This window comes from Halosimplex salinum (assembly GCF_003730195.1).
Lineage (GTDB): Archaea > Halobacteriota > Halobacteria > Halobacteriales > Haloarculaceae > Halosimplex > Halosimplex salinum.
Map to the genome: position 1 here is coordinate 378614 of NZ_QWGG01000004.1, position 12728 is coordinate 391341.

The window sequence follows — 12728 nt, forward strand, 5'->3', positions numbered from 1 at the left end:
CAGGTGGCTCGTTTCGTCGTCGGTCAGAGGTCGGGGGTTCGGTTGAGGAGGTCTTCTCCGGGGAGCGCCCTCGTCTCCTCGGACAGCGCGCCGCGGAACGACCGCCGGAAGCGAGCGGGGTCCTCGTCGAGCGCGTTGCCCGCGGTGATCCGGACGACGTCGCTCTCGTCGCGGACCGCGGCCCGGCGGAGCCGCTCGCGGGCGGCGTCGCTGTCGACGCCCGCGAGCATGTGGACTGCCCACTCGCGGACGCGCTCGCTGGGGTCGCCGGCCGCCTCGACCAGGACCTCCTCGGCGGCCTGCCCGCGGTGTTTGAACAGCGAGATGAGCGCGTTCCGCCGGACGGCGTGGTGGTCGTCGTCGAGCGCCTCGGCCATCCGGTCCTCGTGGGCCGCGCGGTCGAGGCGGTCGAGGGTCACGACGGCCTCCGCGCGGACCCACGGGTCGTCGTCGCTCGTCACGGCCAGCGCGGCCCGTTCGGCGACTTCCCCGCCGATCTTGCCCAGCGACTCCACCGCGAACTGGCGCACGTCCTCGTCCTCGTCCGACTGGGCGACGCCCGCCAGCGTCTCGACCACGCGGTCGTCGGGCGTCTCGACGTCGCCGAGCGCCAGCGCCGCCCGCCGGCGTTCGACGTGGTCGCCGTCGATCACCTGTTCGAGGAGGGCGCTCTGGGGGTGGTCCGCGACGGGGTCGGTGTCGCTGGCCATCAGCTCCTCGGGGGTCGCCTCGCCGATGGTCACGTCGCGGTCCACCTCGATGTCCGCGAGGCCGTCCGGGTCGACGCCGAACCCTGGGCTCCGCTCGGGTGCCAGCTGTGGGTCCGGCGGTCCGTCCTCGGGGTCGCCGTCGCCGCCGTCACACGGCATCGTCCTCACCCCCGACGGTCGCCAACTCGGCGGGGCCGAGCGCCAGCCTCGCGCCGACGACGACGGCCAGCGCGCGGGGGACGGTCGCCGGGACGCCCGCGGCGAGGAGGAGCGCCCCGCCGATAGCGGTCGCCGTTCGACCGGTCGTCGCGCCGCTCACTGCGGTCGCGACGGCGCCGCCGACGCCCGCGGCCAGCAGGGCCAGCGGCGGGTCGATCGCGGCACCGACGACGAGCACGCTCGCGCTGGCGGCGAAGGGGGCGGACAGGGTCGCGGCCGCGACGGCGAGCGCGGCCCCGACTCCGACCAGCAGCGCGGACCGGGACGGGTGGACGACGAGCGGCGTCGCCCCGAGTGCGACCAGCGTCGCGGCCGTGCCGGTGGCCCGCGCCGTCGCGGGGAGGAGCCCCGAACTCGCACCCAGCGAGAGCGCGAGCGCGAGGAGGAACCCGCCGGCGACGGCCGTCCACCGCGACCACAGTTCGGTCCGCGGACGGAGCGCCAGCAGTCCGGCGGCGACCACGACGCCCGCCGCGGGCACGGTCACCGCGTCGGTGACGAGCGTCAGGAACGCGAACGACCCCGCGGAGACGAGGCCGACGCGCTCCCAGTCGTCCGTGGCCGTGGCGCCGACGGCGACGGCGGCCGTCGCGGACCCGACGACGCCGAGGACGGTCGCGGCGCCGTAGACGCCGTCTCCGGCGAGGACCGCGGCGTCGACCGGCGCGTTGCGAGCCAGCCGAACGACCGCGACCGCGGCCGCACCGAACAGCGCGACGGCGCCCGCGACCAGTCGGGCCTGCGACCGTCGGTCCTCTCCCGGAGTTCGTCCGGTCCGTTCGGCGCGGACCGCGGGCCGCCAGGACTTCCCGGCCATCTCACTCCCCCTCCACGCGCTCGACGAGGTCGCGCCGGTCGGCGGCGGTGAACGCGTCGAGCAGCCGGGCGAAGTCGCCGTACGCGCCCGTCTCGGGTTCGTCCGCGAGCGCGTCGACGACCCCCTCGGTGACGACGCGGAGGTGTCGGTCGAGGAAGTCGAGTCGCGCGGCGGGCGCGCCGTCGTCCGCGACCGCCGCACGGCGGGCCAGGTAGCCGGCGAACTCCAGCTGGTACCGGAGGAAGTCGTGGTGGTCGCGGTCCGACTGGTCGACCTCCAGCCCGTAGTAGTCGTACGCGCGCATCAGGTCGAGGTTGACGTCGGTCCACGAGACGTCGGACCGATAGGACGACTCGTAGAGGGGGACCGGCGGCGCCGTCGTCGACTCGGTCCCGTCGGTGCGGTCCTCGACCTCGGTGTAGCTGACAACGAAGAGGTCGTTGTACCGGGCACAGAGCGTCTCGTAGTCGTCGTCCGTGCCGATCGGTGGTCGGTCGGCCGTCCCGACCGCCGCGGTCACGTCGAGGGCGGTCCGGTCGAGGAGCGACTCGACCTCCGCGGCGAGTTCGTCCGTCGCGAGCGCCTCGTGGAGCGTCTCGTCGGGGTGGGCGAACCCGCGCGCCAGCAGCGCGTAGACCGCGCCGCGGGCGCCGGGGTCGACGGTCAGGTCGGCGCGATCGACCGTCGGTGGTAGCGAGTCCGATTCGTCGGTCGGTTCGGTCGGGTCGTCGGTCGTGTCGGGTGTCATCGATGAGGTCTCCGTCAGGTCCGCTGGACGCCGAGCACCGTCGCGACGATCACGACTGCGATCGCGAGGCCGGCGACGATCCAGAGGATAGTCGCGTACGGCGGTCCCTCGGCTCCCGGTCCGAGCGGGAAGTACTGCCACTCGCTGACGGCTTTCTGGCCCGACCGCTCCGCGTTCGAGCCGTTCCAGACCGCCAGCGCCACGTCCACGTCGCGCTCGCCCTCGATCGTCGTGCGGTTCTCGCCCGCGTCGTCGACTTGAAGGGTGCGCTCGAACACGACGTGCCACGTGCCGTCCTCGTAGCTCGCGCTCGTCTGGACCGCGGGGTCGCCGACGGGCGTCGTCGTACCGGGCCCGCCTGCGAGGAGTTCCTGACTCGTGTTCGGCGCCGACCAGTACCAGACGTTCACCATCGTCCGGTCGCTCCCCATCGCGATGCCGGGGTGGGCGCTCGTGTTCGCCGGCAGCTGGATCGCCGCGGCGTCCCAGAACGTGGTCACGTCGGGCGTCCGGTTCTCCGCTCCGGGCGTGAACGCGTCGGCGGTCGCGTCGTCCCACGAGAGCCGGACGAATAGCGACCCGTCCGTCTGCGCGGCGCGGACGGTCACCGCCTCGACGGACGTGTCCTCGGCGTTCGGGACCGAGCTCTCGGCGCTCGCGAGTGCAACGTCGGCGGCCGGGACGCGCCCCCACGCGTCTCCGGCCGGTTCCGCCAGCGCCTCGGCGTCGGGCGGGTCCTCCTCCACTGGGATCTCGTTCGCCGGGCGGGCGGCGACGAGCGTCGGCGCCACCGCGGCGACGGTGACGACGGCGAGGGCGAGCAGGACCGTCCGGGTCGACGGCCCGTCGTCGGTCACGGCCCGGACACCTCCCGGCCGCGGCGCCGAAGGGTTGCCGCCCCGTCTCGGCGGCGCTCACTCACCGTCGAACGCCGGGAGAGCAGAGCTCTCCCGAGCACGAGTTCGCTCGCTGTCGCTCGCATCACTCGAACACCGTCGGAGCACAGCTCCGACGAGCCCGAATTCGCGCCGATCCGTTCGCTCATTCGAACGCCTCCAGCCGGTACTGCTCGGCCATGTCGGTCGTCGTCAGCAGTTCCATCAGCTCGCTCTCGCCGCCCCGTTCGACGCGTTCGCGCTCGCGCTCGATGGTGTCGAGCGCCTCGTGGACCTGCTCGCCGAACAGCTCCTCGAGGTACGTCCGCGGGATGCGCTCGACGCCGACCGTCTCGCCCTCGTCGTCGTGCTGGGGCGGCGCGAACGGCGGGACGTAGTAGACGTTCGGCTCCGTGTGGAACTCGGGGTGGAGCCGGAGCGCCACCTCCCACTCCTCGACGAGCTTGTAGATCGGACCGTCCTCGTCGTCGAGGAACCCGACGAGCCGTAGCTGGGGCGGACACTCCGTGGCGCAGGCCGGCGGGCGCACCTCGTCGTCCGGCCCCTCGGCCTCCTTCCGCGGGTAGCAGAAGATGCACTTCTCCGATTTCTTGCTCAGGACGTTGAAGTGCACCTTGTTGTACGGACACCCCTCGACGCAGTAGCGGTAGCCGCGACAGCGCTCCTGGTCGACGAGGACGATACCGTCCTCCTCGCGCTTGTACAGCGCTTTTCGGGGACAGGCCTCGGCACACGAGGGGTGCGTGCAGTGGTTGCAGATCCGCGGGAGGTAGAAGTAGTAGGAGTTGGGGAACTCGCCGGCGCCCTGGTCTTCGTCCCAGTTGGGCCCCCACTCCGGTTCCGGGCCCTGCGGCCGGAGCGACTCGTCGCTCCCGTCGTACATGACGTCCTCGTGGTTGAACTCCCAGGGGCGCCCCCAGTCCTCCGCCGAGGGGAGTTCGCCCACCTCGCGCTCGCCGTGGACGTCCTCCTGGTTCGCCTGCTCGGCGGACTCGAAGCCGCCGCCCTTCTCCTCCCAGTCGCGGGGGTACCCGCGACCGGGCTTGGTCTCGACGTTGTTCCAGTACATGTACTCCCGGCCGCCGCCCTCCGTCCAGAGCGTCTTGCACGCGACCGTACAGGTCTGGCAGCCGATGCACTTGTTCAGGTCCATCACCATCGCGACCTGATGCTCGACGCCGTCCGCGAGTTCGACCGTCGCGCCGGCGCCCGACTCGGTCCCGGTCTGCGTCTCCGTCTCCGTCTCCTGCGAGTCGGAACTCACTGGCCGTCACCCCCGTCGCCGCCACCGTCATCACCGCCGCCGTCCGTGGCGGTCGGGGTCTCCGCCTCCCCGTCGGCTCCGTCGACCTCGTCGTCGGTGTCGCCGCTGACGTTGTCCGCGTCGTCGGACTCCAGCCAGCTGCGGTCCATCGACTCGACGAGCTCGACCTCGACGTTGACGTCGCTGTTGACGCCGGTCGGGCCCCAGTAGTTGGGCCGGAAGGAGAGGTGTTCGCCGCTGTCCTCCGGGTACTGGACGAGCTGCGTGGGTTTCATGTACATGTCCACGAGGGTGTTGAAGTTGCCGCGGCTCTCGAACTGGAACCGCTCCCAGGCGAAGTACATCCGCGCGGTTCCCGGCTCGCTGCTCGGATACACCTTCGCCTGGAGCTCCAGTTCGTCGGTGTCGTTGTACACCCGGACGAGGTCGCCGTCCTCGATGTCTCGCTCTGCGGCGTCGTCGGGGTGGAGATAGACGAGCGGTTCGCCGCGCTGGAGCCGGAGCATCGTCTCGTTGTCCCGCCACGTCGAGTGGATCGACCACCGGCCGTGCGGCGTGTTGTATCGCAGCGTGTACTCCTCGGGGTCCTGTGGTTCGTACGGGCGCTTGTGCGTCGGTAGCTCCTCGTCGAGTTCGAGGAACCAGTCGTGGTCGATGTAGTACTGCTGGCGCCCGGTGAACGTGGGCCACGGCTCCTTGTCCTGGACGAAGCGTTTCCACGGCGTGTACGCTTCTCCCTCCTCGATGTCCGAGGTCCAGTGGTCGCCAGCGGCGAGGAACCGCCGGGGCTGCTCGTCGATGTCGTCGAACGTGATCCGCCCGCCCTGGCCGGTCCGGGCGGCGGTTCCGTCGCCAGCGTCGTCGGTGTCGTCGCCGCCCGACGACGTCTCGGTTCCGTCGGTGCCCTCGGCGGTCGCGTCTTCCTCCGCTCCGCCTCTCGCGGGCGCCGACTCGGCGTCGTCCCCCGACACGCTGCCGGGGTTGGTCTCCTCGGAGTGTTCGAGGATGAACTCGCAGGCGGCCCGATCCTCGGCCAGCGCGCCGGCCTCGTCGTTCAGCTGGTCGCGGACGTAGTCGTCGTGGACCGTCGTCAGGTCGATCTGGCGGTCGAACGACCGGTCGTCGACCGGGTCGAGGTCCCGCTCGGTCGCGAGTTCCTGGATCTTCTCGGCGAGTTCGCGGAATATCTGCCAGTCGGTCTTCGACTCCGCGAGCGGTTCGACCGCCGGCGTGAACGGGTGGACGTACGAGTGCATGTCGGTCATGTTGAGGTCGTACTTCTCGTAGTGGCTCGCCGCGGGGAGCACGATGTCGGAGTACAGCGCCGAGGAGTCCATTCGGAAGTTGATGTCCACGACGAGGTCCAGCTTCGGCCACAGGTTCTGTTCGATCGAGACGCCCCCCTTGGACTGGTTGAAGTAGTTGCCTCGCCAGATGAACATGACCGAGGGGTCGGGACGGGCCCCGTTCTCGCGGCGTTCGGGGTACACCGGCATCCAGCCCCGATCGATCGATTCCTGGATGCGTTCGCGGGTGTCGTCGTCGACCTCCCCGAGGATACCGCCGTGGTAGTAGGTCCACAGCGCGGTAGCGACCGAGCGTCCCGGGACCGGGAAGGCCAGCTCCGACCAGCCGTTGTAGGTCCAGATCTTCTCCTGGCCGACGTAGTGGTCGAAGCCGGTGCCCTGTCGACCGAGGTTCCCGGTCAGCGTGAGGAGCAACTGGATGGCGCGGTTGCCCAGGTCGTTGTGGTACCAGTCGTTGACCCCCTTGCCGTGGATGATCTTCGCGCGCTCGGCCTCGGCGAACTCCCGGGCGACGCGCTGGTAGGTCGTCCGCCCGACGCCGGTCTCGTCGTACACGAACTCCGGCGTGTACTGCGAGAGCTCCTCGAGGAGGTTCTGCCAGACAGTCCGTGTCTCGACCCGGCCGTCAGCGGTGTCGACGCCTCGCTCGGCCTCCAGCGGGGGGTCGAAGTCGAGCGCGATGCTCGACTCGGGGTCGTACTCGCCGGCGCGGTTCCCGAGCGAACCCGGGGCCGTCCGGAGCCCGCCGTCGCCGTCTGCCATGACGAACACCTTGGAGGGGTCGCCGGCGTCGTCGCCGAGGCCCTCGACCTCGCTCGCGCGGAGGAACTTCCCGGTGTCATCGCGGACGAGCAGCGGCATATCGGTCTGCTCTCTCAGGTGGGCCGGGTCGTGCAGGTCTTCCTCGACGATGGTCCGGGCCATCCCGAGCGCGAGGGCGATGTCCGACCCGGGGGTGGGCGAGAGCCACTCGTCGCAGTGGATGGCGGTCTGGGAGTAGTCGGGGAAGACGCCGACGCGCTTGGTCCCGTTGTACGCGGCCTCGAGGAAGTACTTCGCGTCGGGGATGCGCGTGACGTTGACGTTCGACCCCCAGGCCATCAGGTAGTCGGCGTTGTACCAGTCGGCAGACTCGGCGTTGTCCGTCTGGACGCCCCACGTCAGCGGCTCGCCCGGCGGCAGGTCGGAGTACCAGTCGTAGAAGGAGTGGCTCACGCCGCCGAGCAGCCTGATGAGCCGGGAACCGCTCGCGAAGGAGACGGGACTCATCGCCGGGATCGGGGTGAACCCGCTGATAGCGTCGTAGCGCTCGGCCTGCACCTCCTCGATGACTTTCTCGGCGATCTCGGTGAGCGCGTCGTCCCAGGAGATGCGCTGCCACTGGCCTTCGCCGCGCTCGCCGACGCGCCGGAGCGGGTACTTCACCCGGTGGTCGGCGTTGACGTAGTCCGTGTAGCAGGCGCCCTTCTGGCACCCGCGGGGGTTCGGGTCGGGGACGTCCTCGTCGAACTGCGGGTAGTCGGCGGCCTGCTCCTCGCGCCACACCTGGCCGTTCTTGACGTACACCTCCCACGAGCACGACCCGGTGCAGTTGACGCCGTGCGTGCTCCGGGCGACGTCGTCCCAGTCCCAGCGCTCGCGGTAGAAGTCCTCCCAGTCGCGGTACTGGTAGTTCCCGAGGTAGTCGGTGTCGTCGACGGCCCGGAGCCCGTCCATCTGGAACAGCTGGTCCGCGAGGCCGGTCCCGCTCGCACCGATGGCGGCCGTCGCGCCCACGCCCTTCAGGAAGTCGCGACGGTCGACGCCGTCTCCGCCGAGCGAACTCGCGCGACCGCCGCTCTCGGACTCCGGTCGCCCGTCGCCGTCGGCCGGCTCGCCGAGTTGCTCGGGGTCCCCCGAGGGGACGCGGCCGCCGTCGGCCGCCTGGTCTGACTGGCTGTGCGGGTCGTCGTCGGTGTGGTGGTCACTCATCGGTAGACTCGCTGGAATCGATAGTCAGGAAGACGGTACTCGTCGCGAGCGCCGCGCCGCTCAGACCCAGGATCAGCCCCGTCGCGGTCCCGCCGCCGGCCTCTAGACCAGCCGCGACGAGCGCGACGCCGCCGAGTTTCGTCAGGCGGTCGAGCCAGCGGTAGGTCCGCGGCGCGATCGACGCGACCGGCCGCTCACTCATCGGCGTCACCTCCGGGCGGGGCGCCGGAACGGTCGTCCGCGTCGCCGTCGAGCGGACGGTCGTCGGCCGGTCGGTCGCCTCCGGGCTGACCGCCGTCCGCCGGTCGGCCGTCGCCGTCGGTCGCCATCGGTTTCCGCCCCTCGTCGGTCGGGTCCTCGGCGTCGTAGCGGACGAGCGAGACGTACGTGATCGCGCCGGCGACGAGCGGGCCGACGATCAGTGCGCCGAGGAGTATCGGGTTGATCGTCCCCGTCGACAGCCCGGTGATGTCCGCGACGATCGTGTTCATCCCGGCGATGGAGGCGATCATGATGAACACGACGCCAGTGACGCCGACCGCGGTCTGCCACGGTCGGGCGAGCGGGTCCATCGTGAAGTGGCGCTGGTCGTCGTACCGGTCGATGAACGGCCAGGCGAACAGGAGCCCGAAGACGATGCCCGGGAGTACCACGCCGCTCAGGAACTCCGTGCTGACGTGGATGTCCGTCCCCGGGACGGTGAAACTCAGCCACGACGGCATGAGCTTCAGGAAGCCGAACACCCACATCAGGAACCAGTCGGGCATGATGAGCGCGGGCGTCGACGCCGGGTCGTTCGGGCCGTACTCGGCGACGTTGTGGACGGGGAGGAACCCCGCCAGCAGCGACAGCGCCCCGAGCGTGATGAAGAAGACGATGGCGCTGATCGCGGCCTGGTTCGGGAACGCGGGGAGCCCGATGACGACGCGGTCGTCGGTCCGGTCGACGGGTTTCCGGCCGGTCGTGACGTCGGCCTCCCGCGGCGCCTCGGTGTGTTTCTGCCGGACGAGGATCGCCATGTGGACGGCGATCAGCCCCGCGATCACCACTGGTAACAGGAAGACGTGGATGAAGTAGAAGCGCGGGAGCGTCGCGCTGGAGGGGTACTCGCCGCCGAAGACGACCTGTGAAGCGATTTCGCCGACGACGGGGACGGACTGGGCGATGCTGTACCCGATACCGGTCGCGGTACTGGCGAACTCGTCGTAGGGGAGCGCGTAGCCGGTGTAAGCGGCGAACATCGACGAGATGGCGAGGGTCCCGCCGATCACCCAGTTGGGTTCTCTGGGGTTGGCGTAGGCTCCCTGGAAGAACACGCGCAGCATGTGGAGCGACAGCGAGGCGACGAACAGGTGGGCCGCCCAGTGGTGGAGTCGCCGGAGGAACATCCCGTAGGGCACCTCGTAGGTGATGTTGAGGACGCTCACGAACGCCTCCGGGAGTTGCTCGCCCTGATACCGGTCGACGCTCCCGTCGTACTCGACGTCCGAGGTCGAGGGCTCGAAGAAGAAGCCGAGGAACATCCCCGTCAGCACGAGCACGAGGAAACAGAACAGCGCCACCTCGCCGAGCAGGAACGAGTCCTCGGCGGGGAACGCCTTCCCGAGGTACTCCGACTCGGTCACGAGGTCGAGTCGGGAGTCGAACCAGTCGTAGACGCGGCGGAGGCGGCCGGCCATGGTCAGTCCTCCACCCCGATCGGGCTCGGGAAGTCACCGGTGGCGACGAGGTACCCCTCGTCGGCGAGCGCGAGCGGGAGCTGGGGCAATGGTCGCGGCGGCGGCCCGCCGACGACGCGCGCGCCCGAGAGCGGGTCGAACTTCCCGGCGTGACACGGACAGACCAGCGTGCTGTTCTCGCGGTTGGACACCATACAGCCGGCGTGGGTACACACCTTCGAGTAGGCGGCGTAGCCGCTGACCGTGAACTCGGCGTTCGTCGCGTCGGTGTACTCGCCCTCCTCGAACCTGACGAGCAGCGTCGGCGCGTCCTCGATGCCCGGGTTCGTCTCCGGGAACACCGTCATCTGTTCGCCAGGGTTCAGCCGCCCCTCCTCGACGGGTTCGCCCTCCTCGTCGACCAGCGCCACGTTGTCGGTGTACACCGGACCCGAGTACCCGCGCTCGAACACCTGCGTGAGGCCGGCGAGCGGGGCGGCGAGACTGCCGACGGCCGTCAGCCCGCCGACCGTCGCGAGGAACTTTGCGACGTCGCGCCGCTCGAACCGGCCGTCGTCGCCGTCGCCCTCGGGCCCGGTCTCGTCTGGCGGCCCGTCGCTGGTGTCGGTGGGGCCGGTCCCGCCGTCGGTCACCGCCCGGTACGTACAGGGACAGTCGATGTCCGCGATGGCCTGGGGGTCGATGTCGTCGTCGGTCATCTCGCGTGCTCCCGTTCTTCCACGACCTCGACGTGGGGCATGAACCAGGCGTAGTAGGCGACGGTCAGCCCGGCGAGCGAGAAGAACATGCCCGCGGCGTACACGCCGAAGTACTGCGTTCTCGCGAGGGTGAAGTACTCGCCGGTGAACAGCGCGGCGAACGCGATAGCGAGCACCGTCAGCCCGCCCATCGCGACGATCCCCTCGACCTGTTCCGACGCGTCGGCGTACTCGACGACCCACCGGTCCTCGGTGTCGAACCAGCTCGACGCCGACCCGCGACCGTCGGCGACCACGGCCGCGTCGTCAGCCGGCCGAACGGCCTCGTTCACGAACCGGTGGGCCACGGCGACGACCCCGTACAGCCCGAACAGCGCGACCCAGACGATGACTCCGACCTGGCTCGGCGAGAGCTTGTTCGGCGTGTCGAGGAACCCGTCCAGCGGTCGGATCTCACTGACGCCGCGGTCTATCTCCACCTCCTCCGACCCGGCTTCCCCCTGGATCGCGATGACCCACATCGGTAGTAGCACCGCCGCGACGAGGACGCCGATGACGACGACAGGCCACCTCATTCATCCTCCCACCGCGTCCTCTGGTTGCGCGTGAATGCGTCTCCGGGCGACTGTGGGGCGGTAACGAAACACACGCGATGCATCGAGTGGTGTCTACTTAAATCTTGGAACGAAATTCCGAACTATCTCTAAATACATCCAATTATGGGTCGTATGATAAGTAAAATTGTACAATCTGTGGGCGAATATGGGAATATCCATAACTATACTCGCTACTGGGGATCGGAGATGGGGACCTGCCAGTCGCCGACTACTGAGAGGGGCGGTCCCGGAACGAGGGAACGAGAGGATCGAGTGCGAACCGCGTGTCGATTCGGCTACTCCGCGCTACGCACGGTTCCGCCGCTCAGCCCCTCCCACGCGACGCGGTACCCCAGCACGGAGAGCGCGGCGCTGGCGTCGTCGAGGCCGAACTCGTCCAGCACGGCCTCCGCCGATTCGAGATCCATCCCGGCCTCGATACGTTCGCCCAGCGTCTCCAGCACGGCGGGCCTGACCAGCGTCCGCCCGACGCGCTCGTGTTCGGGGAAGGACTTGCCTTCGACGGCACTCTCGCTGACGCCGTGATCGGCCGCCAGCGATTCGATCGTCACCACGTCCGCGTCGGGGACGAGTTCGTCCGGGAGCGCGGCGGCGCTCTCCGCGACGAGGTCGTCCTCGTATCGGCGGAGCGCGTCACGGACGTCCTTGACGCGCACGCCCCCGGAGTAGGGGATCGCCCGGTGGTCCCGCGCCTCGACGGCCTCGCCGGCACCGAGACTCTCGTCGACGGCGACCAGCAACTCCACGTCGTCGATGGCCTCTAGCTGGGCGAGTTTCTTCTCGACGTACTCCGGCGTCCAGAACCCCATGATCTCGAAGAACACGCGGAAGTCGGCGTGTCTGTAGTCGAAGGCGAAGTCGGGGATGGCGACGCTCGCGCCGGCTTCGAGCGGTTCGGGCTCCCGGACCAGGTCCCAGTCGAGGTCGAGCGACTCGAAGCGGGTCGCGAAGTCGGCCTCGACGCCGCTGTCGTAGCTCACCTCGGTCACGGGGTCGACGCCGGGGACGGACACGTCGGCGTCGGTCAGGGTCATCGTCCGCTCGGTGCCGCGGTCCTCGATAGTCGCCTCCAGCGTCCACTGGTCGGCCGTCGCGACCGACCGGAGGAGGCGGGCGAAGCGCGTACCGTAGCGGCGCGTTCCCCGGAACAGCGCGGTCGGACCGGTCACAACGACTTCGCGGCCTTCCTCGGTCTTCCGGACCTCGTACATCAGGCGGAGGCGCTTGACGGCGGAGACGAGCGCCTTCGGGTCGCTGGAGCGGACGCGGACCTCGGTCGCGTCGAACAGCGCGGTCTGGGCCAGCGAGAGGTTGTACTGGGCCACGAGTTCGCCGGGGTTCCAGCGCGGGTCGACCGCCGCGAGGACCTGCCGGTCGTCGAGGTCGGCGTACAGCGCGCCGGCGACCGTCTCTGGGTCGGCGTCCAGTCGCTCCGCGGCCCGGTCGAGCGCGCGACTGCGGTCGTCGACGGTGACGACGCCGACGGCCTCGCTCGCGGCGAAGGCTGCCTCTCGGGCGCGCCGGGGGTCGACGGGCGACCGGGTCTCGAAGCGGGCCTCGCGGTCGAGCAGTTTCGCGAACCCGCGGACGAGTTTGAAGTCGTCGGCGTCGCGTTCGAGGTCCGTGAGCGCCTCGTCCAGTTCCGCGCGGGTGTGGTCGACGTGGCCCTGGTAGACGCCGAGGACGCGGGCGGCGAGGTCGCTGTGGGCGTCGTCGGCGAACTGCGGGTGGAAGCCGCCGCCGGCCCGCGAGACGCGCAGCAGGTCCTTCGTCAGCACGGCCGAAGGTCGACGGGCGACGGG

Annotated in this window: 11 protein-coding genes; all 11 read right to left on the reverse strand. The window is 70.1% G+C overall.

Annotation, left to right across the window (positions count from 1 at the left end; all coding sequences use genetic code 11):
- Positions 1–23: 23 nt before the first annotated feature.
- On the reverse strand, positions 24–869 hold the full coding sequence (locus D1409_RS13155) for a HEAT repeat domain-containing protein (protein WP_123537442.1): 846 nt from the start codon (positions 867–869) through the stop codon (positions 24–26).
- The gene (locus D1409_RS13160) at positions 859–1746 is read right to left on the reverse strand and encodes a phosphate ABC transporter permease (RefSeq protein ID WP_123537443.1); all 888 of its coding nucleotides are present in this window, start codon (positions 1744–1746) and stop codon (positions 859–861) included. Before D1409_RS13160 ends, D1409_RS13155 begins: the two co-directional genes overlap by 11 nt.
- Position 1747: 1 nt before the next feature.
- Positions 1748–2494, reverse strand: a complete 747-nt coding sequence (locus D1409_RS13165) for a molecular chaperone TorD family protein (protein WP_123537444.1) — start codon at positions 2492–2494, stop codon at positions 1748–1750.
- Between the two features lie 14 nt (positions 2495–2508).
- Entirely contained in the window at positions 2509–3351 is an 843-nt protein-coding gene (locus tag D1409_RS13170) for an ethylbenzene dehydrogenase-related protein (protein WP_123537445.1), read from the reverse strand.
- A 184-nt stretch (positions 3352–3535) separates the two neighbouring features.
- Entirely contained in the window at positions 3536–4654 is a 1119-nt protein-coding gene (gene narH / locus D1409_RS13175) for a nitrate reductase subunit beta (RefSeq protein ID WP_123537446.1), read from the reverse strand.
- Positions 4651–7932: a molybdopterin-dependent oxidoreductase gene (locus D1409_RS13180; RefSeq protein WP_206425048.1), complete on the reverse strand. Its 3282-nt coding sequence runs from the start codon at positions 7930–7932 to the stop codon at positions 4651–4653. The genes narH and D1409_RS13180 overlap by 4 nt, the downstream gene beginning before the upstream one ends.
- Positions 7925–8134 (reverse strand): hypothetical protein, encoded by a 210-nt coding sequence (locus D1409_RS13185; protein WP_123537447.1) that lies wholly within the window; start codon positions 8132–8134, stop codon positions 7925–7927. The genes D1409_RS13180 and D1409_RS13185 overlap by 8 nt, the downstream gene beginning before the upstream one ends.
- Positions 8127–9611: a cytochrome b gene (locus D1409_RS13190; protein ID WP_123537448.1), complete on the reverse strand. Its 1485-nt coding sequence runs from the start codon at positions 9609–9611 to the stop codon at positions 8127–8129. Before D1409_RS13190 ends, D1409_RS13185 begins: the two co-directional genes overlap by 8 nt.
- Before the next feature lie 2 nt (positions 9612–9613).
- The gene (locus tag D1409_RS13195; RefSeq protein ID WP_123537449.1) at positions 9614–10309 is read right to left on the reverse strand and encodes a QcrA and Rieske domain-containing protein; all 696 of its coding nucleotides are present in this window, start codon (positions 10307–10309) and stop codon (positions 9614–9616) included.
- Complete coding sequence (locus tag D1409_RS13200) at positions 10306–10884, reverse strand: hypothetical protein (RefSeq protein WP_123537450.1); 579 nt, start codon at positions 10882–10884, stop codon at positions 10306–10308. Before D1409_RS13200 ends, D1409_RS13195 begins: the two co-directional genes overlap by 4 nt.
- A gap of 317 nt (positions 10885–11201) precedes the next feature.
- Positions 11202–12704: a DUF790 family protein gene (locus D1409_RS13205; RefSeq protein WP_123537451.1), complete on the reverse strand. Its 1503-nt coding sequence runs from the start codon at positions 12702–12704 to the stop codon at positions 11202–11204.
- Positions 12705–12728: the final 24 nt, after the last annotated feature.